This is a genomic window from Kitasatospora sp. NPDC001540 (assembly GCF_042894345.1).
Classification (GTDB): Bacteria; Actinomycetota; Actinomycetes; order Streptomycetales; family Streptomycetaceae; genus Kitasatospora; species Kitasatospora phosalacinea_C.
The window spans coordinates 1-23,502 of record NZ_JBIAVO010000018.1; the positions used below are offsets into that span (position 1 = coordinate 1).

Sequence of the window (23,502 nt, forward strand, 5' to 3'; positions counted from 1 at the left end):
TCCGCTCCGAGATGTCGTACTCACCCAACGCCCAGTAATTCGCCCCGAAGGTGTTGGTCTCCACACAGTCCACACCCACCGCGAAATACGCCTCATGCACCGAACGCACAATGTCCGGCCGCGTGACGTTCAGAACCTCGTTGCAGCCCTCCAACTGCTGGAAGTCCTCCAACGACGGATCCTGCGCCTGCAACATCGTGCCCATCGCCCCATCGGCCACCACGACTCGGGTGGCGAGGGCCTCGCGCAGGGCGTCGGCGCGGGCCTGCTGGGCGGACGTGGGTACAACGGTGGCCATGTGGCTGCTCCCTGAGTGCGACGGCTGTCGGCTATGCGCCCCGCCTGGACCGGGGGTGCACCCCGCCAGGGTATCGGTCCGCCGGGGTGCGATCGGAACCCTTTCCACATCGTGGGCGTCCTTGTCCACCGGAAGGGAGCAACGATCATGCCCACTTCGGGGGAACAGACCGGGTCGAAGCGCCTGCGACGCGCCCTGCGCGCGTCCGAATGGCGGACACTGGCCGGCCGGGCCGGCCGCCGCTGGCGGGGGCGGACCCGCTGGAGCCGACGGCGGCGCGTCCTCACCGCGCTCGGCACCGTCCTGCTCCTGCTGGTCCTGCCGGTGCTGGGCGCCGCCGCGGCGCTGCGCTGGGAGTACGCGGGCGACCCGGCGGCGGACGCCCGCACCCGCGGCAAGGACGCGCTCTGGCTGGGGCACGCCTGGGTCGACGGGCGGCGCACGCCCGCGGAGCTGACCGCGCTGGCCGCGAAGGTGCGCAGCACCGGCATCCACGACCTGTACGTGCACACCGGGCCGCTGGAGCACGACGGTTCGCTCGACCCGGCGCTGGCGCCCGGGGCCGCGGACTTCCTGGCCCGGGCGCACGCGGCGCTGCCGGGGGTGCGGGTGCAGTCCTGGCTGGGGGACGTGGTGGCGCCCGAGAAGGAGGGCCTGCACCTGGACCGCCCCGACGTCCGGGACCGGATCGCCGCCTCCGCGCGGCAGGTCCTCGACCTGGGCTTCGACGGCGTCCACTTCGACCTGGAGCCGGTGCACTCCGGCTCCCCCGGGTTCCTGGCCCTGCTCGACCAGGTGCACGCGCTGACCGCGGCCCGCTCGGTGCCGCTGTCCATCGCCGCCCCGCAGATCGACCCCGTCCCGGGGCTGGGCCGGGTCACCTTCGCGCTCAGCCACCACGGCAAGTACTGGTCCGCCGGGTACTTCGCGGCGGCGGCCCGGCGGGTCGACCAGGTCGCGGTGATGTCGTACGACACCTCGATGCCGGTGGAGTCGCTGTACGGCGGCTACGTGGCCCGGCAGACCTCGCTGGCCCTGGCCAACACCCCGCCGGGGGTCGACCTGCTGATGGGCCTGCCCGCCTACTGGGCGGACACGCCCTCGCACCGCGGCGACGCCGAGACCGTCCGCGCGGCGGTCCGCGGCGCCCGGCTGGGTCTGGGCCCGGGCGGGCGGCGGAACTTCGGACTCGCGCTGTACGTGGACTTCGCGGCGACGCCGGACCACTGGGCGGCGTACCGGGACGGCTGGTGCAACTAGACCGCTTCTTTCAGATCATCTGATCGTTGGATTCGGACAGAGCCGTTGCAGGCCCCGCCGGTCTGGCCGGGGGCGCAGGTGGGCTGTTGGCCGACGCCCCTCGCGCGGCGCGTCCTCGTCAGCGGCTGATGTGCAGGACGCAGATGTCGTCCCGGCGGGTGCGTGAGGCGACCAGGTCGCGAACGGCGTCGTCCAGGAAGTGGGGGCTGTCGGCGTGGGCCAGGGCGGCGTCGGCCAGCCTGGCCAGTCCTTGGTCGATGGATTCGCCCGGCTGCTCGATCAGGCCGTCGGTGTAGAGCAGCAGGTGATCGCCGGGCAGCAGGTCGAGGACGGACGCCTGGTAGCGGGGCGTACTGGTCGCGCCGAGCAGGATGCCGCCGGTGGAGGGCAGGAAGTGGGCCCGGCCGTCGCGCACCAGCAGGGGCGGCGGGTGGCCGGCCCGCACCCAGGTGAGGCGGGAGGAGGCGGGCTCGTAGACGGCCATGACCATGGTGGCGGTGTCACCGTCGCGCTCCGGGGTGTGCAGCAGGAGGGTGTTCAGGTTGGTCAGGACGTCGGGCAGCGGGGTGCCGGTGATGGCCATGCCCTTGGCGGTGAAGCGCAGCAGGGCCATGGTGGCGACCGCGTCCAGGCCGTGCCCGGCGACGTCGCCGACGACCAGCAGCACGCTGCCGTCGGACAGTTCGACGGCGCTGTACCAGTCGCCGCCGAGGCCGAGCCCCTCCTGCAGCGGCCGGTAGACGACGTCGACGGTCAGTCCGGACACCTTCACATTCCGCTGGGGCAACGGGAGCAGGGTCTCCTGGAGGCGGGCGGCCAGGGCGCGTTCGGCAGCGAGCTGGCCCTGATGGGCGAGCGCCGCCTCCTGCTGCTCCAGCAGCAGCCGCTCGGTCTCCTTGGTGTCGGTGAGGTCCTGGAAGAGGCCGTGCAACCGCACCGGCCGGCCCTCGACGTCCGTCTCGGCCTCGAAGACCGCCCGCACGTGGCGGGCCTGCCGCCCGGGCAGGCGCAGGCGGAAGGCCCGGTCCAGCGGCTCGCCCCTCTCCAGCAGGAGCCGGACCGCGCTCTCCACCGCGAGGCGGTCCTCGTCCTCGGCGTGGGAGGAGAGCTCCTCCAGGGTCATCGGGCCCAGGGCGCGGTCCCGCTCGAAGATCGAGTAGACCTCGTCGGACCAGGTGAGCTCCGCGCGGACCAGGTCGCGGTCCACCCAGCCCATCCGACCCAGGCTCTGCATCAGCGCCAGGCGCCGCCGCTCGCGCTCGTCGGCGTCCAGGCGCTCCCAGGAGACGATCAGCCCGCCCTCGCAGCGCGCCGCGCGCACCCGGTAGCGGGAGAGGTGCGGGATCCCGGCGGCGCTCTCCCGGTACTCCAGCTCCTCCTCGTAGGAGGTTCCGGTCTCCAGCGCCGCCAGGTAGCCGCGCCACAGCTCGGTGTCCTCGACGCCCGGGTAGGTGGCCCGCACGCTCATGCCCGGCAGGCCCGCGGCGCCGCGGCCGCCGATGTCGACCACCCCGGGCGAGACCGCCGCCACCCGCAGGTCCACGACCTCCCCGTCCGGCCCGTGCACCGGCACGAGGAGAACCACCGAACCCGGCAGAGCAGCAAGCACGTCCTGCACAACGGCCGAAACCGCCCCAGCCCCTCCTGACCGGGGCGTCGCCCGCCTCCGCTGCTCCGCCATACGGGGAGCATGTCACGCGCCGAGGGCAACCGATACATCCTGTGACAGCCCTCACCGGAGATTTGGTGAAACTCCTGCTGGTGGCTGGTGAAGGCCCACGAATCAGCTGACGGGGACGGAGCCGCCTGCACACCCGGCCGGCCTCCCCGGCGGCGGTGAGCAGCTTCCTGTGGGACGCGACTCGTTCCAGGTCGGGCGCGAGGGCCGCGGGTGCGGCGGGGGAACCGCGGGACGTGGAAGGGGCCGCGCCGCCCCCCCCCGGGGGGGGGGGGCGGCGCGGCCCCGGGCGGCCGGGGTCCGTCCGGTGTCAGGGCAGGCGGAGCCAGGCGGCCGTGTCGGGGGGCAGTTGGCCGTCGGCCAGCGGCCCGCTGGTGAGCAGCAGGGTGTCGTGGGCGGGCAGGTCGAGGGGTTCGGTGCCGAGGTTGACGGCGCAGGCGAAGCCGGCCGTGCCGCGGGTGAAGAGCAGGGCGTGCGGGGCGGTGGGCAGCCAGGTCAGGTCGGCCGGGGCGGTGGCGAGTTCGGTGCGGCGGATCCGCAGCGCCTCGCGGTAGAGCTCCAGCATGGAGTCCGGGTCGCCGCTCTGGGCGGCGACGGTGAGCTTCGCCCAGTCGGCGGGCTGCGGGAGCCAGGGTTCCTTCGCGCCGTCCGGGGAGAAGCCGAAGGGCGGCTCCTGGCCGGTCCAGGGCAGCGGGACGCGGCAGCCGTCGCGGCCGGGGTCGGTGCCGCCGGAGCGGAAGTGCATCGGGTCCTGGAGCCGGTCCAGCGGCAGGTCCTCGACCTCGGGCAGGCCGAGCTCCTCGCCCTGGTAGAGGTAGAGGGAGCCGGGCAGGGCCAGGGTCAGCAGGGCGGCCGCCCGGGCCCGACGCAGGCCGAGGGCGAGGTCGGTGGGCGTGCCGAAGGCCTTGGCGTCGAAGGCGAAGCGGGTGTCGGCGCGGCCGTAGCGGGTGACGGTGCGGGTGACGTCGTGGTTGCAGAGCACCCAGGTGGCGGGGGCGCCGACCGGGGCGTGCGCGGCGAGGGTGGCGTCGATCGACTCGCGCAGTTGTCCGGCGTCCCAGGGGCGGGCCAGGAAGTCGAAGTTGAACGCGGTGTGCATCTCGTCCGGGCGCAGGTAGCGGGCGAAGCGCTCGGTGTCGGGCACCCAGATCTCGCCGATCAGGACGCGCGGGTCCTCGTAGGAGTCGGCGATGGCCCGCCAGGAGCGGTAGATGTCGTGCAGGTCGTCGCGGTCGAGGTAGGGGTGCGGGTCGGCGCCGGGGACGAGGTCGGGCAGGGCCGCGTCCTTGGCGAGCAGGCCGGCCGAGTCGATCCGGACGCCGGCCGCGCCGCGGTCGAACCAGAACCGCAGGATCTCCTCGTGCTCGCGGCGGACCTGCGGGTGGTCCCAGTTCAGGTCGGGCTGGGCGGCGGCGAACAGGTGGAGGTACCACTGGCCGTCGTCGATCCTGGTCCAGGGGCAGCCGCCGAACTCGGACTCCCAGTTGTTGGGCGGGAGTTCGCCGTGCTCGCCGCGGCCCTCGCGGAAGTGGAACAGCTCCCGTTCGGGGCTGCCGGGGGCGGCCGCCAGGGCGGCCCGGAACCACGGGTGCCGGTCGGACACGTGGTTGGGGACGACGTCCACGATGGTGCGGATGCCGTGCTCGGCCGCTTCGGCGATCAGCTTCTCGGCGTCCTGGAGGGTGCCGAACACCGGGTCGACGTCCCGGTAGTCGGCGACGTCGTAGCCGCCGTCGGCCATCGGGGAGGGGTACCAGGGGTTGAACCAGATGGCGTCCACGCCGAGTTCGGCGAGGTACGGCAGCTTCGCCCGCACTCCGGCGAGGTCCCCGATGCCGTCGCCGTTGCCGTCGGCGAAACTGCGCGGGTACACCTGGTAGATCGCCGCGTTCCGCCACCACTGCTCTGACACGGTCAGGGTTTCCTTTCAGAAGTTGTTGGACCTGGGGCTCGCCGGTGCGGGCCTCAGCCCTTGAGGCTGCCCGCGGTGAGGCCGGCCATGATGTTGCGCTGGAAGACCAGGAACAGGGCGATGGTCGGGACGGACGCCAGGAACAGGCCCGCGATCAGGGTGTTCTGCGGCATCGAGGTGGCCGCGGTGTTGACGCCGACGTTGAGCGTCTCGTGCTCGGGCACGGTGATCAGCGGCCACAGGAAGTCCTTCCAGACCGCGACCAGTCCGAAGATCGACACCACGCCGAGGATCGGCCGCGACAGCGGCAGGATCACCGACCAGAGGGTGCGCAGCGGGCCCGCCCCGTCGATGGAGGCCGCGTCGAGCAGCTCGTTGGGGATCGAGTCGAAGAAGCGCTTGAGCAGGAAGACGTTGAACGCGTTGGCCACGGTGGGCAGCCAGATCACCCACGGGGTGTTCATCAGGTTCACGTGGATCAGCGGCAGGTCGAGCACCGTCAGGTACTGCGGGATCACCAGGGCGGCGGCCGGGATCATCATCGAGGCCAGCATCATGCCGAGGATCACGTGGCCGAGGACCGGGCGCAGCTTGGAGAGCGAGTACGCGGCGGCGACGCAGAAGATCAGCTGCAGCAGCAGGGCGCCGCCCGCGTACACGACGGTGTTGAGCAGCAGTTGGCCCATGCCGAGCCGGTCCCAGGCCTCGGTGAAGGCGTGCGTGCTGGGGTGTTCGGGGACGAGCGTGGGCGGGGTGCGGACCAGTTCCTGGGAGGACTTGAAGCCGCCGGTGGCCATCCAGTAGAGCGGGCCGACGAAGACCAGGGTGGCGACGGCCAGGGTCAGGACCAGGACGATCCGGTAGGTCCGGCGGCCGCCGGGCTGGTTGAGCCGGACCGGGGAGATCAGGGTGCGGGTGCCGCTGTGGACGGGCTTGCTCATCGTCACTCCTCCCCGCCCCGGCGCTCCAGCCACAGGTAGAGGGCGGAGAAGGCGCCGAGCACCAGCAGCAGGACGACGCCCAGTGCGGCCGCGGTGTTGAACTTGTCGAAGTTGAACGCGTAGTTGTAGAGCATGTAGACCACGGTGGTGGTCGATCCCTGCGGTCCGCCGCCGGTGAGGACGAAGGACTCGGTGAACATCTGCATGGTGGCGACCACCTGCAGCATCAGCATCAGGGAGAGGATCAGGCGGGTCTGCGGCACGGTGACGTGCCAGACGCGGCGCAGCAGGCCGGCGCCGTCGAGTTCGGCGGCCTCGTACAGCTCGCCGGGGATGCTCTGCAGGGCGGCCAGGTAGACCAGGGTGGCGCTGCCCATGTTGGCCCAGGTGGAGACGATGACCAGGGAGAACATCGCGGTGTCCTGCGAGGCCAGCCAGGACGAGGTGGGCAGGTGCAGGAAGCTCAGGATCTGGTTGAACAGGCCGTAGCCCGGGTCCATGAAGTACTTGAACAGCAGGATGCCCGCGACCGGGGGCAGCATCACGGGCAGGTAGACCAGGATCCGCAGGTAGCTCTGGGCGTGCCGGAACTCGTTGATCACGAGGGCGGTGACGAACGGCGCCACGAAGCCGAAGAACAGGGCGATGCCGGTGAACTCGAGGGTGTGGCGCCAGGCGGGCCAGAACTCGGGGTCGGCGAAGATCTGCCGGAAGTTGTCGAACCCGACCCAGTGGGTCTCGCCGTAGCGGACCTTCTGGAACGACATGACGATCTCGCGGACCATCGGGTACCAGGTGAACAGCGCGAAGCAGAGCAGGGCGCCGATCAGGAAGGCGTGGGCGCGGAGGTTCCGGGCGAGGGCGCGGCGCAGGTGTCCGCCCCGGCGCGGGGTGCGGGTGCGGACCGTGTCGGCTCCGGGCCGCCCGCGGGTCAGCGTGGTGGTCATGGGTGGTGACTCCTCGTCAGGGGACCGGCCGCCGGCCGGACCGCGGGGAGGGGGCGGTCCGGCCGGCGGCACCGGTCACTGGTTGGCCAGGATCTGGTTGGCCTGGGACTCGGCGGTGGCGAGGACGCTGTCGAGGTTCGCGTTGGGGTCGGTGAGGGCGGCCGACATCGCGGTGTCGAGGATCTTGTAGAGCTGCTGGGCGGCCGGCGGCTCGGTGATCGACTTGGTGGGGTTCTTGACGTACGGGTCGTAGTTGGACAGCGGCAGGTTGCCGTTGGTCTTCAGCGACTCGGTGATGGCCTTGATCTGCGGCGACTCGGCGGCCCAGAAGTACGGCTGCGGGACGGCGATCGCGACCGGGTCCTTGCTGCTGCCCGCGAGGGTCTTGGCGCGGGCGAAGTTGAACTGGCCGGCGTCCGGGGTCTGGTACTGGAAGTTGATCCAGGCGATCTCGGCCTTGATCTGGTTCGGGGTCTGGCCCTTCTTGATGTAGTACAGGTCGCCGCCGCCGAGGCTGTTGCCGGGGCCGGTGGCGCCGGGCATCGGGCCGAGGCCGTACGCCTTGGCGTCGGCGCCGAGGACCTCGATCAGGTGCTTGATGACGTCGGGGGCGCCCAGGAACATGCCGACCTTGCCGGTGGCCAGCGGCGGGAAGGCGTCGGCCCACTGGGTGACCGGGGTGGCGCTGATGCTCTGGTCGGTGAAGCGCATGTCGTGCAGGCGCTTGAGGACCTGCTTGCCCTCGGGCGAGTTGAAGGCGGCCTTCTTGCCGTCGTCGGTGACCATCTTGCCGCCGAGGCTGTAGAGCTCGGAGGTGAAGTGCCAGCCGCCGGTGTTGCCGCCGGAGTAGTCCTCGTAGCCGGTGATGCCGTTGCCCAGCGCGGCGATCTTCTTGGCGTCGGCCTGCAGCTCGTCCCAGGTGGTCGGCGGCTTGTCGGGGTCGAGGCCGGCCTGCTTGAACAGGTCGCGGTTGTAGACCAGGCCGGTGGTGTAGTAGTTGATCGGCAGCGCGTAGACCTTGCCGTCCACCGTCATGTTGTCCTTGACGGACGGCAGCATCGAGGAGAAGCCGGGCAGCGTCTCGTCGTTGACGTACTTGGTGATGTCCTGGGCGTCGCCGGAGTTCAGCGTGGCGTCGCGGTCGGTGAAGTAGGCGTGGAAGGCGCCGGTCTCGTCGTGCGCCTTGTACTGCGCGGTCTGCTGGGCCGGGACCTCGCACTGGCCGACGTACGGCTTCGCGTTGATGGTGACGTTCGGGTACTTGGTCTTGAAGAGCGCCAGGTCGTCGGCGTAGTTGGCCTTGCCCGCGGCCTGGTCCGCACCCGGGGCGCAGTCGATGGAGATGGTGACGGTCGCGTTCGGGTCGAGCGGCTTGCCGTCCGCGACGCCGGCCGCGGCGTCGTTGCCGCCGCCGGAGGAGTCGCTGCTGCACGCGGCGGTGCTCAGCAGCAGGCCCGCGGCGAGAGCGAGGGCGGCCATCCGGCTCGATCTGTTCAGCATCATGCGTACCCCATGGGTGGGAGAGGTTTCGGGTGGGGCCGGGCGAAAGCCGACGTGTGAGGAACGTAGGTCCTTGAACCATGCCACGCAAGAGGTTGACGAGAAAGTGAAAAGTTACGACTGTGCATCGACGGCCGTCCGTCGCCGTTACGCCAGGCCTCGCCCGGTTACGGGCGGCCACCCCGGACTTGCTGACGTCCTTGCTGGTTCTTGCTCGATTCTGTTCTACTTTTGCGCATGAAGAGCAAGCTCTCCGTGGTCGCGAAGCACGTCGGAGTCAGTGAGGCCACGGTCAGCCGGGTCCTGAACGGCAGACCGGGCGTCGGCGCCGCCACCCGGATCGCCGTCCTCACCGCCCTGGACGTGCTGGGCTACGAGCGGCCGAGCCGGCTGCGCGGCGAACGCGCCCGGCTGATCGGCCTGGTGCTGCCCGAACTGCAGAACCCGATCTTCCCGGCGCTCGCGGAGGTGGTCGGCGGCGCGCTCGCGCAGGGCGGCTTCACCCCGCTGCTGTGCACCCGCACCGCGGGCCTCGGCGAGGCCAGCCACGTCGGCATGCTGCTCGAGCAGCAGGTCTCCGGGGTGGTCTTCGCGGGCGGGCACTGCGCCCAGGCGGACGCCTCGCACGAGCACTTCGCGCAACTGCGCGAGCGCGGCGTCCCGGTGGTGCTGCTGAACGCCTCGGTGGAGGAGCTGGGCTTCCCGCAGGTCTCCACCGACGACGCGGCCGCGGTCGCCCAGGCCTACACCCACCTGGCCGCGCTGGGGCACGAGCGGATCGGGCTGCTGGTCGGGCCCGAGGACCACGTCCCGTCCCGCCGCAAGCTGGCCTCCTTCGTCGAGCAGTACGCCCTGCGGGGCCGCGAGCCGCACCCCGGCTGGGTGGCGCACACCATGTTCGGCCTGGAGGGCGGCCAGGCGGCCGCCGGGCGCCTGCTGGAGAGCGGCGTGACCGGGGTGATCTGCGCCAGCGACCCGCTCGCCCTGGGGGTCGTCCGGGCCGCCCGGCGGGCCGGGCTGGACGTGCCCGGCGACCTGTCGGTGATCGGCTTCGACGACTCGCCCTTCATCAACTGCACCCGGCCGCCGCTGACCACCGTCCGCCAGCCGATCGAGGCGATCGGCCGGGCCGCGGTCTCGCTGCTGGTCGGCCGGATCGACGGCGCCCCGACCGCGCCCGGCGAGCTGCTGTTCGAGCCGGAGCTGGTCGTCCGGTCGTCCACCGGCCCGGCCCCGCGGCGCTGAGCCCGGGCGGGCGGACGGGCACGACGGAGAGGGCGGGCGCCGCGGGCGCCCGCCCTCTCCGCGTACGGGGTGCTACGGGTTGACGGTGATGTGCATCGTCGAGGTGGTGTTCTGGATGTCCTTGTAGTTGTTGCTCAGGGTCAGGTGGTTGAAGGTGACGCTGCCGACCGCCGGGCCCTGGCCCGCCTCCGGCATCTCGTTGGCCCAGATGCCGTAGCCGGACTTGGCGTCGAAGGCGTCACCGCTGCGCTGCGCCCCGCTGATCGACACGTTGGTGAAGACGGTGTCGGTGATCGGGTTCTGCGGCTGGCCGCCCGAGTAGTTGGTCTGGAACATGATGCCGCTGTAGGTCGGGTCGACGATGTCCACGTCGCTCACCCGGATGCCCTGGAACACCTTGGAGGCGGAGAACACCCAGATCGCCGGGAAGACCTGCTGGCCCCAGAAGTGGCCGCCCGCCCGGACCAGCGAGATGTTCTGCAGGTTGGTGGTGGGCGAGGCCCCGAAGCCGTTCATCGGGTAGCCGAAGTCCAGCGAGGAGATGGTGACGCCCGAGTAGCAGAGGGTGTCCGCGATGTAGATGTTGCGGAAGGTGTTGGCGTAGCCGCCGTACACCGCGACGCCCGCCGCGCGCCAGGTCAGGATCGAGGTGAGGTTCTGGAACACGTTGTTCTTCTCGTCCGCGCCGCCCGCGTCGATCGCGGAGAACAGCGCGAAGGAGTCGTCACCGGTGGCCCGGGCCTCGTTGTTGGAGACCAGGTTGTCGGTCGAGCCGTTGGTCATGTTGATGCCGTCGGCGAAGGTGTCCCGGATCCGCGAGTTGGTGATCGTCATGAAGTCCGTGTTGGCGCCCCAGTACATGCAGACCATGTGCTCGGTCCAGATGTTGTCGATCGTGATGTTCGCGACGTTGGCGAAGTCGAACACCTTGCCGGGGCCGTCGATCCGCGAGGTGTAGTTGCCGAAGTAGGCGAACCCGCTGAAGGTCGAGCCGTTGGCGGTGGACTCGGCCCGGAAGCCGACGTCGGTGTTGGACTGGCCGGCGGGGGCGTAGAAGCGGGTGAACCACGGGCCCGCGCCGACCACCTTCACCGGCTTGCCGTAGACCTGGAACTTGCTCGCGGTCTGGTAGTCGCCCGCCGGGAGGTAGACGCCGACCAGGGTGCCGGTGGTGTCCATCCGGACCTTGTCCAGGGCGTTCTGCACGTCCTGGTGCGAGAAGCCGGCCGGGACGGCGTACTTGGCCGGGTCCGGGTTGGCGATCTGGGTGGCCTGCTCCAGGCTGACGAAGTCGATCGCGTACTGCGAGGTGTTCGCCGCGTCCTTCTGCAGCTTGATCCTGTGCCCGGCCGGGACGGTGGTGCCCAGCAGGACGTTGGCCTCGTCGTAGATGTGCCGCGGGCTGCCCGCGCTCGGGGTGTTGCCGGGGCTGGTCTCCGAGCCGTACAGCCAGGCGTACTTGGAGGTCAGGTCGATCGACTTGAGGAAGCTGCCGTCCACGTAGACGTTCAGCGTGGCGCTGGTGCCGTCGCCGCCCGCCGCGTCCGGGATGGAGAACCGGGTGACCAGGGTGTTGGTCGCCGCCTTGGTGGTGAACTCCACCGAGGAGCCGGTCGAGTTGAGGGTGACGGCCTTGCGGCCGGAGGCCTCGCCCGCCAGGTCGCCGATGGTGCGGTTGGGGCCGACCACCTGGGCGCCGCCGCCGAGCGTGCCGTCCTCGGCCTCGTAGGTGTCGAACGGCATGTTGGCGCCGCGGCCGACGTACAGCGACTGGGTGCTGGTGTTGTTGGCCTGCTTGACCGGCAGCTCGTTGCCGTCGTTGGCGATGACCGTCCTGACGGTGTAGCGGCCGTTGGCGGCGGTCCAGCTGCCCAGCGCGACGGGGCTGCTGGTGGCGCCGGGGGCGAGCGTGCCGCTGTACGCGCCGGTCAGGGTCTTCAGCACGGTGCCGGTGGTGGCGTCCGCGATCGTCACGGTGATGCCGTGGCTGCCGGAGGCGCTGGCCACCGTGCCCTGGTTCTTGACCGCGACGGTGAAGTTCACCGCGCTGCCGTCGGCCGGGTTGGAGGGCGACCAGGTCGAGGGGGCGGCGACCAGGTCGGAGGAGGCGACCTGGCTGACCGTCAGGGCGCTCGCGGCGGTGAAGGCGTTGTTGGTCTCGTCCTGCTCGATGACCTTGTTGTCCTCGTCGACCTTCGCGGTCAGCTGGTAGCTGCCCGCGTTCTGCGCCGGGACCTGCGCGGAGACGGTGGTGGAGGCACCGGCCGCGAGGGCGCCGACGGCGGCCGAGCCGACCTTGGTCGCGCCGAGGTAGAAGTTGACCGTGGTGGCGCCGGAGGGGTTGGTGCCGGAGTTCCTCACCACGGCCGACAGGGTCGGGGTGTCGGTCTCCACCGGGGCGGCCGGGTTGCTGCTCACCGAGGTGACGGTCAGGTCCGGGTTGGGGGCCGGGACGCCGATCACCTGGAACTCGGCGGCCTGGCCGGCCGCGGAGCCCGAGTTGGCGGTGAACTTCAGCTGGACGTCGGCGACGGTCGCGGACACCGGGATGGTGACGGTGTTGCCGCTCGCCGGGTCGAAGGTGTAGCTCTGCGCCGGGACGATCGTGCTGAAGCCGCTCGCGCTCTGCTCGCGGCCGTCCACCTCGATGGTCTGGGTGCGGGTCGCCCAGGCCGAGGCCGGGTTCAGCTTGACCACCACCGCGCTGGTGGTCGCGTTCGCGCCCAGCTTCACCGCGAGGGTGTTCGGGTAGCTGCCGCCCGCGCCCTCCCAGTAGGTGGAGGTGTCGTTGTCGTTGGCGTTGGTCGCCACGAAGGTGAACACCGAGGACGAGGCCGAGATCGGCTTGCCCGCCGCCAGGTTGGTGCCCGTCCCGCCGCCGCTGCCGGTGCGCACCACGGTGTTGGAGGCCGCGGAGGTGTTGCCCGCCGCGTCCTTCGCCTTCACGTAGTACGAGACGGTCGCGGTGTCCGGCTGGCTGTCGGTGTACGTCAGGGTGCTGCCGGAGACGCTGCCGCGCAGCGCGCCGTTGGCGTAGACGTCGTACCCGGTGACGCCCACGTTGTCGCTGGAGGCACCCCAGACCAGCTTGACCTGGCCGGAGGCGGGCGAGCTGTAGGCCAGGTTGGCCGGGGCGCTGGGCGCCTGGGTGTCGCCGGACTGGCCGGTGCGGGTGACGGTGTTGGAGGCGGCGGACTGGTTGCCCGCCGCGTCCTTCGCCTTCACGTAGTACGACACCGTCTGGCTGTCGGAGCGGCTGTCGGTGTACGTCAGGGTGCTGCCCGACACCGAGGTCAGCAGCGCGCCGTTGGCGTAGACGTCGTAGCCGGTGACGCCCACGTTGTCGCTGGAGGCGCCCCAGACCAGCTTGATCTGCCCGGAGGCGGGCGAGCTGTAGGCCAGGTTGGCCGGGGCGCTGGGCGCCTGGGTGTCGCCGGAGGTCGGGCCGTACGCCTCGAACTCGGAGAGCTGGCCGGCCGGCCAGGCGGTGTTGCCGGTGAAGGTCAGCCGCAGGTAGCGGGTGGTGGTGGTCGCCAGGTTGACGGTCACCGCGTTGCCGGACGCCGGGTCGAAGACGTAGTCGGCGGAGGCCAGCAGGTCGGTGAAGTTGCTGCCGTCGGTGGAGCCCTGGACCTTGAGCGTCTCGGTCCGCTTCTCCCAGCCGGTCGGCAGCTTCAGCACCAGCTTGTTGACCGGGACGGCCGAGCCCAGGTCGCCCTGGACCCACTGCGGGAAGGCGTTGTTGGCGCTCTCCCAGTAGGTGGCCTGGTTGCCGTCGCCGACGTTGCCCGCCACGTAGGTCTGCGAGTAGCCGCTGGCGGTGAAGGTGCGTCCGGCCAGCAGGTTGGCCGAGGCCGAGGTGGCGCCGTAGACCTCCAGCTCGGAGACCTGGGCGGCCTGCCAGCCGGTGTTGGCGGTGATGCTGACCCGCACGTAGCGGGCGGTGGTGGCCCCGAAGGAGATCGTCGCCTTGTCGCCGGAGGCCGGGTCGAAGGTGTAGTTCGCCGAGGAGGTGATGGTGGAGAAGTTGGTGCCGTCGGTGGAGCCGAGCACGCTGAGCGTCTCGGTCCGGGCGCCCCAGGAGGAGGGCACCTTCAGCACCACCGTGTCGATGGCGGCCGCCGAGCCCAGGTCGACCTGGACCCACTGCGCGGAGGCGAGGCCGGTGGACTCCCAGTAGCTGTCCTGGTTGCCGTCGTTGACGTTGCCGGCCGTGTAGCCGCCGTTGGCGCTGGAGGCGGTGACGGTCTTGCCGAGCGCCAGGTTCGGCCCTCCGGCCGCCTGCGCCGCCGGGAGCAGCGGCCCGGCGAGCAGGAGCATTCCCAGCGTGGCCGACGACGCCGTCAGCCGCGCGGTTATGCGCTTCGATCTCATGACGTCCCTTCACAAGGTCGAGAAGATGACAATCTTCTGTCCATCTTTTGCGTGATGGCAGCCAAGAGTTACAGCGGGGCTACGAGCATGTCAACGGATCGGTCCGAGCGTGCGCATACGAAAAGCGGGCGGGCACCGAAGTGCCCGCCCGCTCGGCGGTCTCGTCGTGGCGCCCCGTCAGGGGCCTGCTACCGGCTGCCGGTCAGCTCCGTTCGCGGGCCGGGGCGGTCGAACCGCGCACCACCAGCTCGGGCTCGAACAGCAGCTCGTCGTGGGTGACCCGGACCCCGGCGATCTCGCCGACCAGCAGGTCCACCACCGCGCGGCCCATCGCCTCGATCGGCTGCCGGACGGTGGTCAGCGGCGGGTCGGTGCACATCATGAACGAGGAGTCGTCGTACCCGACCACCGACACGTCGTCCGGCACCGCGAGCCCGGCCCGGCGCACCGCGCGCACCGCGCCCAGCGCCAGCGGGTCGCTCGCGCAGACCACGCCGGTGACGCCCTGGCGCAGCAGCCGGGTGGTGGCCGCCTGGCCGCCCTCCAGGCTGAACAGCGCCCGCTCCACGTGCGCGTCCGGCAGCTCCAGGCCCAGCTTGGCGACCACCGCGCGGGCCGCGGCCAGCTTGCGCTGCGAGGGCATGTGGTCCAGCGGGCCCAGCACCAGGCCGATCTTCGTGTGCCCGAGCTGCCGCAGGTGGCCGAAGGCCTGCTCGACCGCCACCGCGTCGTCGCAGGACACCCGGGGGAAGTCCAGGTCCTCGATCGCCGCGTTCAGCAGCACCGTCGGCAGGCTGCGCTCGGCGAGGCGCTGGTAGTGGTCGTGCGGGGCGTCGCCCTGGGCGTACAGGCCGCCGAAGAAGACCACGCCGGAGACGTGCTGCTCCAGCAGCAGGTCGACGTAGTCGGCCTCGGAGACCCCGCCCGCGGTCTGCGTGCACAGCACGGGCGTGAAGCCCTGGCCGGCCAGCGCGCCGCCCACCGCCTCGGCGAACGCCGGGAAGATCGGGTTGCCCAGCTCGGGCAGGACCAGCCCGATCAGTCGGGCGCGCTCCCCCCGCAACTGGGTGGGCCGCTCGTAGCCGAGCACGTCGAGGGCGGTGAGCACGGCCGCCCTGGTCGCTTCGGAGACACCGGGCTTCTCGTTCAGCACCCGGCTGACGGTCGCCTCGCTGACCCCGACCTTCTTCGCCACCTCGGCGAGTCGTCGTGTCATGGGCCGAGTGTACGACAGAAAACGCAAGCGGCTTGCGTGGATTTGCAGAAGAGGACGGAACCGGTCGGTTCCGTCCTCGGTGCGCGTCCTCGGTCCGCGCCGTCGCCTTGCGGGGTCAGCGCAGGTCGAACACCAGTCGGGCCGAGACCTTGCCCGCGAGCACCTCCGCGAAGCAGTCGTTCACCTCCTCCAGCCTGCGGGTCTCCCGGATCACCTTCGTCCGGCCCAGTTCGTGCAGCCGGAACACCTCCGCGAGGTCCTGCCGGGTGCCGACGATCGAGCCGATCACCTTCGTCCCGTTCAGCACCGTGTCGAACACCGGCAGGGTCAGCTCGCCCCCGGCGGGCAGGGCGACCAGGACGAGCGTGCCGCCCCGGCGCAGCGCGTCGTACGCGGCCCGGAACGAGGCGTTGGAGACCGCCAGCGAGACCGCCGCGTCCGCGCCGCCGAGCTTCTGCACCTCGTGCGCGACGTCCTGGGTGCGGGCGTCGATCACGTGGTCGGCGCCCAGCTCCTCCGCCAGCGCCAGCTTGTCGTCGGTGATGTCCACGGCGACCGTCTCGGCGCCGAAGATCCGCGCGTACTGCAGCGCCAGGTGGCCGAGGCCGCCGATGCCGGAGATCAGCACCCGGGTGCCGGGCCGGGCGCCGGAGAGCTTCACCGCCTTGTACGTGGTGACGCCCGCGCAGGACAGCGGGGCGGCGTCCATCGGGTCCACCCCGTCCGGCACCGGGACGACGTAGTCGCCGTGCGCCAGCGCGTACTGCGCGTACGCGCCGTCCACCGAGTAGCCGGAGTTGTGCTGGCTCGGGCACAGCGTCTCCCAGCCGCTCACGCAGTGGTCGCACCGGCCGCAGGCGTCGGCCAGCCACGGGATCGCCACCCGCTCGCCGACCTGCACGTGCCGGACGTCCGCCCCGGCCGCCTTCACGATCCCGACGCCCTCGTGGCCGGGCACGAACGGCGGGGAGGGCTTGACCGGCCAGTCCCCGTGCGCGGCGTGGATGTCGGTGTGGCACAGGCCCGAGCACTCGATCCGCACCAGCACCTGGTGCGGCTCCGGGGTCGGCACCTCCCGTTCCTCGATCTCCAGCGGCTCGGTGAAGTCCCGGACGACGGCTGCCTTCATGTCCTTCTCTCCTCGCAGGCTGAGCGATGGTGACAAAAGGGGCGAAACCCCCGGAACAGCCTGCTGGTTCCCGGTCCGAACCGCGAACGGACGCGCCGCCGCGGGGCCGGGGCCGGTTCGGCGAAAACCCGTCACCCGGGGCGGGTCGGGCGGTTAGCCTGCCCGCGGACCACCGCACGGCACGGAGGAAGGAACCATGGAGCGCACCCTCGCGCGCACGACCGGAACGGGACGGGCCCCGCTCGCCGCCGCACTGCTCACCGCCGCACTGCTCACCGCCGCACTGCTGCTGGTCGGCTGCTCGTCCACCGGGCACCCCGCAGCCGCGCCGCCGCCCAGCGCCACCGGCGCCCCGGCCTCCGGCTCCTCCGTGTCCGCCGCACCCTCCGCACCCTCCGCACCCGGCAGCGGCGCCAGCGCGGCCTACCACGCGCCCACCGCGGCCCCCGGCTCCACCTACCTGCCGCCCGACCAACTCACCGACGCCTACTTCGCCGAGGGCTCCTGCGCCCGGGCGCTGCCCGCCACCCTCGGCAGCGACGCGCCCCGCTACGAGATGGCCCCGTGCGACTCCCCCGAGGCCGAGGCCAGGGTCACCAAGCGCAGCGGCACCCTGACCGGGGTCGCCGCCGCCCTCCCGCAGGGCGCGGACTGCCCCGACGGCACCGACGTCGCCCTCGACCTGACCCAGAACACCCTCGTCCCCGACGTCACCAAGGGCCGCTCCGCCTGGGCCTGCCTGCGCAACCTGCACGACCCCCACCCCGGCGACCCCGGCGGGGGCGGCGGCCCGGGCATCGTGGTCGGCGACTGCGTGTACGCCACGAAGGACGCCTCCGGCCGCGAGGGCACCGCGGAGACCCGCTGCGACGGCGGCGGCGAGCACGCGCCCGAGTACAAGGTCGACCGGGTCTACGTCTCCAAGACCGTCACCGGCACCGGGGAGAAGCAGCCGGGCTGCCCGGAGGGGGCCACCGTCAGCTTCACCCTCCCGCCCGCGCCCGGCACCCTCGCGATGAACGCGGTCGTCGCCTGCGCCGAGCCCGTCGGCTGACACCACTACGCTTGGGCACCTCACCCGGTCCACGGGGGCATTCAATGCCCGTAGGCTGGGCAGTAAGGGACCACGGGGGCGGCAGTTGCCCCCGCCACTGACGGAGGGAGATGCCGGGTGATCGAGCTGGAAGACCTTCCCGAGTTGATCGACCCGGTGATGATCTGCGCCTTCGAGGGCTGGAACGACGCCGGCGACGCGGCCTCCGCCGCGCTCGGGCACCTCGACGAGACCTGGGGCGGCAAGGTGTTCGCCGCGCTCGACGCCGAGGACTACTACGACTTCCAGGTCAACCGGCCCACCATCTGGCTCGACGGCGGAGTCCGCCGGATCACCTGGCCCACCACCCGGCTGTCGGTGGTCCGGGTCACCGAGCCCAAGCCGCGCGACCTGGTGCTCGTCCGCGGCATCGAGCCCAGCATGCGCTGGCGCTCCTACTGCAACGAACTGCTGGGCTTCGCCCACGAGCTGGGCGTCGAGCTGGTCGTCATCCTCGGCGCGCTGCTCGGCGACACCCCGCACACCCGGCCCGTCCCGGTCTCCGGCGTCACCTCCGACCCGACGGTGGCCCGCTCGCTCGACCTGGAGGAGAGCCGGTACGAGGGCCCCACGGGCATCGTGGGCGTCCTCCAGGAGGCCTGCGCGCACGCCGGCGTCCCGGCGGTGACCTTCTGGGCCGCCGTCCCGCACTACGTCTCCCAGCCGCCCAACCCCAAGGCCACCCTCGCCCTGATCAACAAGGTCGAGGACCTGCTCGACCTGCGCATCCCGCCGGGCGAACTCGCCGACGACTCCAGGGCCTGGCAGCTCGGGGTCGACCAGCTCGCCGCGGAGGACTCCGAAGTCGCGGAGTACGTCCAGCAGTTGGAGGAGGCGCAGGACACCGCGGAGCTGCCGGAGGCCTCGGGGGACGCGATCGCCCGGGAGTTCGAGCGGTACCTGCGGCGGCGCGAGAACCAGGGGCCGAAGGGCGAGAAGCCGATCACGGGGCACGCGACGGAGCGGCCGAAGGACGAGGACGAGGAGTAGGCGCTCCGCGCGCGGCGAGACGCGCGGCGTGGATCGGCCCCGGGAGGGTGGTGCTCTCCCGGGGCCGGTCTTGCTGTGGGTGCGTGGTTGCTCGCGCAGTTCCCCGCGCCCCTGACGGGGCGCGGGGGTTGGGCAGGGACGGCAGGAGAACTGCGCCCCTGCCCTGCCGGGTTACAGGGCGACGCCGAGGAGGGCGTCGACGGTGCGGGAGACGAGGCCGGGGGCGCCGGTGTCCTCGCCGCCCTGGGCGTGGGCGGTGGCGGCCCAGCGGTCGACGGCGGCGAGGGCGGCCGGGGCGTCGAGGTCGTCGGCGAGGGCGGCGCGGACCTCGGCGAGCAGGGCCTCGGCGGGCGGGCCGTCGGGGCGGGAGACTGCGGAGCGCCAGGTGGCCAGGCGGGTGAGGGCGGCGTCGAGGTCGGCGGCCGTCCACTCCCAGTCGCTGCGGTAGTGGTGGGCGAGCAGCGCGAGCCGGATCGCGGCGGGGTCGATGCCGTCGCGGCGCAGGGCCGAGACGAAGACCAGGTTGCCGCGGGACTTGGACATCTTGTGCCCGTCCAGGGCGACCATGCCGGCGTGCACGTACGCGCGGGCGTAGGGGTGCTCGCCGAGGGCGACCTGGGCGTGGGCGGCACCCATCTCGTGGTGCGGGAAGGACAGGTCGCTGCCGCCGCCCTGGATGTCGAAGTCCATGCCGAGGAACTGCAGGGCGATGGCCACGCACTCGATGTGCCAGCCGGGGCGGCCGTGGCCGAGTTCGGTCTCCCAGGCGGGTTCGCCGGGGCGGGCGGAGAGCCAGAGCAGGGCGTCGAGCGGGTTCTTCTTGCCGGGGCGGTCGGGGTCGCCGCCGCGCTCGGCGAAGACCGGGAGCATCTGCTCGCGGGTGAGGCCGGAGACCTCGCCGAAGCGCGGGTCGGCGTCGACCGAGAAGTAGATGTCGCCGTCGACCTCGTAGGCGGCGCCGGAGGCGAGCAGGCGCTGCACCAGCGGGACGATCCACGGGATGGACTCGACGGCGCCGATGTAGTGCGCGGGCGGGAGCATCCGCAGCGCGGTCATGTCCTCGCGGAACAGCGCGGTCTCGCGCTCGGCGAGGGCGGTCCAGTCCTGGCCGGTGGCGACGGCGCGCTCCAGCAGCGGGTCGTCGACGTCGGTGACGTTCTGGACGTAGAGGACGTCGTGGCCGGCGTCCTTCCAGACCCGCTGGATCAGGTCGAAGGTGTTGTAGGTGGCTGCGTGGCCCAGGTGGGTCGCGTCGTAGGGGGTGATGCCGCAGACGTAGAGCCGGGCGGTCGGGCCGGTGGGCACGACCTCTCGGACACTGCTCGTGGCGGTGTCGTGGATGCGCAGGGGAAGCCCCTGACCGGGCAGGGCGGGAACCTCGGAGGCGGGCCAGGCATGCATGGGACCGACTCTAACCTTGCGATCATTTGAAAGACCAACCTACGGACGCGATCGGCCGGAATCGATTCGTCCTCGGTTTCGGATCGGTATCAGACCGGCGGCCAGGGAATAGAAGGCCACTCCCGTGACGGCAGCGGGTGCCGCCCGGAGGCGCGCAGCGCGGCCGTCCGGGCCTTCAGCGCGTCGAGTTCGGCGGGCGTCAGGTGCGGGCGCAGCCGTTCGCCGAGCGGGCCGTCGAGGTCGGTGGCGAGCTTGGCCAGGACGTCGAGCGCCTCGGCGGTGAGCGGCTGTTCGGCCCAGCCCCAGAGCAGGGTGCGCAGTTTCGGGTCGGTGTGGAAGGTGACGCCGTGGTCGATGCCGTAGATCCGGCCGTCGGCGGCGGGCAGCCAGTGGCCGCCCTTGCGGTCGGCGTTGTTGAGGACGGCGTCCAGGACGGCGAGGCGGCGCAGCTGGGCGTCGTCGCGGTGCACCAGCCAGACCTGGCGGCCGCCGTCGACCTCGGCCCGGACCACGGGCAGCCAGCCCTCCCGGACGCCGTCCAGGGGCTGCAGGTCGAGCAGTTCGGGGGCGTCCGGGTCGGGCTCGACCCATAGCTGGACCATGCCGGGCCCGGCCGGGCCCTCGCGCAGCACGGTGGGCGGGACGAGGTGCCAGCCGGTGGCGGCGGAGAGCTCGTGCGCGGCGGTCTCCCGGTCGGCCAGGGTGCCGTCCGGGAAGTCCCACAGCGGGCGCTCCCCCGCGACCGGCTTGTAGACGCACGGGGCGGTGACGCCGTCCAGCGTGACGGTGCAGTACAGGACGGCGTTGGAGGCGTCGGTGACCCGGCCGTGCACGGCCAGGGCGCCCTCGCGCAGCAGGGTGAGCGCGGTGGCCGGGTCGGCGGCCAGGGCGGCGCTGGTGGCCGGGTCGGTACCGGGGGCGTCCGCCACCTCGGGGCTCTCCTCGTTCAGCGCCGGTAGCCGTTCGCGCGCGGGCACAGGTGGCCCTCCGGGTCGAGCGGGAGGTTGCAGAACGGGCAGGGCTTGCGGCCCGCGGCGACCAGGTCCAGGGCGCGCTTGGCGAACACCCGGGCCATCGCCCCGCTGAGCCGGACCCGGAGCAGGTCGGGGCCGTTCTCGTCGTCGAAGACCTCGGCCTCGTTCTCCTCCTCGGACTCCTCGACGTACGCCTGCGCCTCGACCACCAGGCACTCGTCCCTGGCGTCCCAGGCCAGGGCCATCGTGCCGACCCGGAACTCCTGCTCCAGCGGCAGGTCGAGCGGGGCGGTGTCGAGCAGTTCGGCGGGGGCGACGGCGGGGATCGGGGCCTCGCCGCCGCTGCGGCGCAGCGCCTCGTCGAGGACCTCCTCGATGCGCTCGGCGAGCGCGGCGACCTGGGTCTTCTCCAGCAGGACGCTGGTGATCCGGCCGCGCGAGGAGGCCTGCAGGTAGAAGGCGCGGGCGCCGGGCTGGCCGACGGTGCCGGCCACGAAGCGCTCGGGCTGGTCGAAGAAGTGGACCTGACGGGTCACGCTGCTCGCTCCGGAGGGGGGTTGCGGTCTTCTCGATCTCACCCTACGGCCAAACCGCCCCGGTGCGGCACACGGGGCGGTCGGTTCCCGTGCGCGGCCGGGCAGTTGGCCCCGGGGCGGGGTGGTGGTGCTCCGTGCCCGGACGGTGCCGCCGGGTGGTCGGGCGCCGCCCGGGCCGTGGGCTCAGTCGTGGGCTCAGCCGTGGGCTCAGGCGGTGGTGGCGGTGCCGGTCTCGCCGCCGACCACGGCGTCGTCCCCGGCCGAGTGCCCGTGCGGGCGGGGGGCCAGGGCGGCGAGCGAACCGGTGTCGCCCAGGCGCAGCAGGTAGGGGCGGTGGGGGGTGTAGCGGATCGCGGTGACCGAGCAGGGCTCGACCGAGATCCGCTGGAAGTGGTCGAGGTGCAGGCCGAGGGCGTCGGCGACGATCGCCTTGATCACGTCGCCGTGGGTGGCGGCGACCCAGAGCGCGTCCGGCCCATGGTCGACGGCGATCTTGTCGTTCCACTCGCGCACCGCGTCGACGGTGCGGTGGCTGAGCGCGCGCAGCGACTCGCCGCCGGGGAAGGCCGCGGCCGAGGCGTGGTCCTGGACGGTGCGCCAGAGCGGTTCGCCCGCCAGTTCGGCCAGCGGGCGACCGGTCCAGTCGCCGTAGTGGCACTCGCCGAGCCGCTCGTCGAGCGCGGGGGCGGCCAGCTCGGGGCGGGCGGCGGCGAGCGGCTCCAGGGTCTGCCGGCAGCGCTCCAGCGGGCTGCTGACCAGGCGGGCGATCGGGAGCCCGGCGAGCCGCTCGGGCAGGGCGGCGGCCTGGGCCCGCCCGGTGTCGTCCAGGTCGACTCCGGGCGTCCATCCGGCGAGGATCCCGGCGGAGTTGGCGGTGGACCGGCCGTGGCGGACGAGCAGCAGGGTGGGCATACCTGAAGGGTACGGGGTCGAAGCCGCCCCGCGGGCCGTCGCTTCGGGTCACAATGGCCGACATGATCGTGGATTGCGGCATCTACCGGGACGGGAAGCGCACCCCGGGCCCCGCGGACTTCTCGGACGCCCTGGCGGAGGTCCGCGCGGCCGGTGACGGCTTCCTGTGGATCGGCCTGGCGGACCCGACCGCGGAGGAGTTCGACCACGTCGCCGACGAGTTCGGCCTGCACCCGCTGGCGGTGGAGGACGCGGTGACCGCGCACCAGCGCCCGAAGGTCGACATCTACCGGGACTCGGTGTTCACCGTCCTGAAGACCGCCGCGTACCACCAGGAGAACGAGACGGTCTCGATCGGCGAGCTGATGATCTTCCTCGGCGACTCGTACGTGATGACCGTCCGGCACGGCCCGGAGAGCCCGCTCAAGGACCTGCGCAGCCGGTTGGAGGCCCAGCCCGAACTGCTCGCGCACGGGCCCGCCACCGTGCTGTACGCGGTCTGCGACCTGGTCGTCGACCAGTACCTCGACGTGGCGACCGAGCTGCAGACCGACCTGGACGAGTTGGAGGAGCAGATCTTCTCCCCCGGGCGCTCGCGCGGCGCGGCCGAGCGGATCTACGGCTTCAAGCGGCAGGTGGTGGGCTTCCGCAAGGCCACCTTCCCGCTGATGGAGCCCGCGCTGCGGCTGACCCGGGCCGGCGCCGACGTGCAGGTGCCGTTCGTCGCCGCCGAACTGCGCCCGTACTTCCGGGACGTGGCGGACCACCTGGCCAAGGTCAACGAAGTGGTGGAGGGCCTGGACCGGCTGCTGTCCGACATCCTCTCCGCCAACCTGGCGCAGGTCAGCGTGCAGCAGAACGACGACATGCGGAAGATCTCCGCCTGGGCCGCGCTGGCCGCCGTACCGACCATGATCGCGGGCATCTACGGGATGAACTTCGAGCACATGCCGGAGCTGCGCCAGGCCTGGGGCTACCCCGCGGTGCTGGTGCTGATGGCGGGCGTCTGCTTCGGCCTGCACCGGCTGTTCAAGCGGGCGGGCTGGCTGTAGGTCCCGCGCGAGCGACGCGCCGGGCGACGCGCCGGATGACACCT

18 protein-coding genes are annotated in these 23,502 nt (G+C 72.2%); 5 read left to right on the top strand and 13 right to left on the bottom strand.

The window, feature by feature from the left end; all coding sequences use genetic code 11:
• On the bottom strand, positions 1-298 hold a 298-nt coding region (locus ACFY00_RS21265; RefSeq protein ID WP_388033009.1), incomplete at its 3' end, for a homocysteine S-methyltransferase family protein.
• A 147-nt stretch (positions 299-445) separates the two neighbouring features.
• Here ACFY00_RS21265 and ACFY00_RS21270 point away from each other — a divergent pair.
• On the top strand, positions 446-1,558 hold the full coding sequence (locus ACFY00_RS21270; RefSeq protein ID WP_388033010.1) for a hypothetical protein: 1,113 nt from the start codon (positions 446-448) through the stop codon (positions 1,556-1,558).
• 118 nt (positions 1,559-1,676) lie between these two features.
• Here the strand turns inward: ACFY00_RS21270 and ACFY00_RS21275 are convergent, their stop codons facing one another.
• The 5 genes from ACFY00_RS21275 to ACFY00_RS21295 form a co-directional block, all read right to left on the bottom strand.
• A complete protein-coding gene (locus ACFY00_RS21275; protein WP_388033011.1) occupies positions 1,677-3,143 on the bottom strand; it encodes a PP2C family protein-serine/threonine phosphatase in 1,467 nt (488 codons plus the stop codon).
• 403 nt (positions 3,144-3,546) lie between these two features.
• A complete protein-coding gene (locus tag ACFY00_RS21280; protein WP_388033012.1) occupies positions 3,547-5,148 on the bottom strand; it encodes a glycoside hydrolase family 13 protein in 1,602 nt (533 codons plus the stop codon).
• 53 nt (positions 5,149-5,201) lie between these two features.
• On the bottom strand, positions 5,202-6,089 hold the full coding sequence (locus ACFY00_RS21285) for a carbohydrate ABC transporter permease (protein ID WP_388033013.1): 888 nt from the start codon (positions 6,087-6,089) through the stop codon (positions 5,202-5,204).
• Between the two features lie 2 nt (positions 6,090-6,091).
• Complete coding sequence (locus ACFY00_RS21290; RefSeq protein ID WP_388033014.1) at positions 6,092-7,036, bottom strand: carbohydrate ABC transporter permease; 945 nt, start codon at positions 7,034-7,036, stop codon at positions 6,092-6,094.
• A 75-nt stretch (positions 7,037-7,111) separates the two neighbouring features.
• Positions 7,112-8,515 carry an extracellular solute-binding protein gene (locus ACFY00_RS21295; protein WP_388033015.1) on the bottom strand — a complete coding sequence of 468 codons (1,404 nt, stop codon included), beginning with the start codon at positions 8,513-8,515 and terminating at the stop codon, positions 7,112-7,114.
• Between the two features lie 258 nt (positions 8,516-8,773).
• Here ACFY00_RS21295 and ACFY00_RS21300 point away from each other — a divergent pair, with 258 nt between their 5' ends.
• Positions 8,774-9,781, top strand: coding sequence for a LacI family DNA-binding transcriptional regulator (locus ACFY00_RS21300; RefSeq protein WP_388033016.1), 1,008 nt, complete (start codon positions 8,774-8,776; stop codon positions 9,779-9,781).
• Positions 9,782-9,853: 72 nt separating this feature from the next.
• Here the strand turns inward: ACFY00_RS21300 and ACFY00_RS21305 are convergent, their stop codons facing one another.
• The 3 genes from ACFY00_RS21305 to adhP all read right to left on the bottom strand — a co-directional run bounded on the left by ACFY00_RS21305 (position 9,854) and on the right by adhP (position 16,500).
• Positions 9,854-14,155 carry a discoidin domain-containing protein gene (locus tag ACFY00_RS21305; protein WP_388033017.1) on the bottom strand — a complete coding sequence of 1,434 codons (4,302 nt, stop codon included), beginning with the start codon at positions 14,153-14,155 and terminating at the stop codon, positions 9,854-9,856.
• A gap of 202 nt (positions 14,156-14,357) precedes the next feature.
• On the bottom strand, positions 14,358-15,371 hold the full coding sequence (locus ACFY00_RS21310; RefSeq protein ID WP_285733359.1) for a LacI family DNA-binding transcriptional regulator: 1,014 nt from the start codon (positions 15,369-15,371) through the stop codon (positions 14,358-14,360).
• A 115-nt stretch (positions 15,372-15,486) separates the two neighbouring features.
• On the bottom strand, positions 15,487-16,500 hold the full coding sequence (gene adhP, locus ACFY00_RS21315; protein ID WP_388033018.1) for an alcohol dehydrogenase AdhP: 1,014 nt from the start codon (positions 16,498-16,500) through the stop codon (positions 15,487-15,489).
• 196 nt (positions 16,501-16,696) lie between these two features.
• Between adhP and ACFY00_RS21320 the strand changes: the two genes are divergently transcribed.
• Together ACFY00_RS21320 and ACFY00_RS21325 are read left to right on the top strand one after the other, a co-directional pair.
• On the top strand, positions 16,697-17,554 hold the full coding sequence (locus ACFY00_RS21320) for a hypothetical protein (RefSeq protein ID WP_388033019.1): 858 nt from the start codon (positions 16,697-16,699) through the stop codon (positions 17,552-17,554).
• 117 nt (positions 17,555-17,671) lie between these two features.
• Positions 17,672-18,583, top strand: coding sequence for a PAC2 family protein (locus ACFY00_RS21325; protein WP_388033020.1), 912 nt, complete (start codon positions 17,672-17,674; stop codon positions 18,581-18,583).
• 171 nt (positions 18,584-18,754) lie between these two features.
• Here ACFY00_RS21325 and mshC read toward each other — a convergent pair whose 3' ends face one another.
• The 4 genes from mshC to ACFY00_RS21345 all read right to left on the bottom strand — a co-directional run bounded on the left by mshC (position 18,755) and on the right by ACFY00_RS21345 (position 22,406).
• Complete coding sequence (mshC, locus tag ACFY00_RS21330; protein WP_388033021.1) at positions 18,755-19,984, bottom strand: cysteine--1-D-myo-inosityl 2-amino-2-deoxy-alpha-D-glucopyranoside ligase; 1,230 nt, start codon at positions 19,982-19,984, stop codon at positions 18,755-18,757.
• An 89-nt stretch (positions 19,985-20,073) separates the two neighbouring features.
• Positions 20,074-20,961, bottom strand: a complete 888-nt coding sequence (locus ACFY00_RS21335) for an SCO1664 family protein (RefSeq protein WP_388033022.1) — start codon at positions 20,959-20,961, stop codon at positions 20,074-20,076.
• A complete protein-coding gene (locus tag ACFY00_RS21340; RefSeq protein ID WP_033251891.1) occupies positions 20,931-21,494 on the bottom strand; it encodes a DUF3090 domain-containing protein in 564 nt (187 codons plus the stop codon). The genes ACFY00_RS21335 and ACFY00_RS21340 overlap by 31 nt, the downstream gene beginning before the upstream one ends.
• A gap of 207 nt (positions 21,495-21,701) precedes the next feature.
• Positions 21,702-22,406, bottom strand: coding sequence for a histidine phosphatase family protein (locus tag ACFY00_RS21345; RefSeq protein ID WP_388033023.1), 705 nt, complete (start codon positions 22,404-22,406; stop codon positions 21,702-21,704).
• Positions 22,407-22,468: 62 nt separating this feature from the next.
• On the opposite strand from ACFY00_RS21345, the gene corA reads away from it, so the two are divergent.
• Positions 22,469-23,458, top strand: a complete 990-nt coding sequence (gene corA, locus ACFY00_RS21350) for a magnesium/cobalt transporter CorA (protein ID WP_388033024.1) — start codon at positions 22,469-22,471, stop codon at positions 23,456-23,458.
• Positions 23,459-23,502 lie beyond the last annotated feature (44 nt).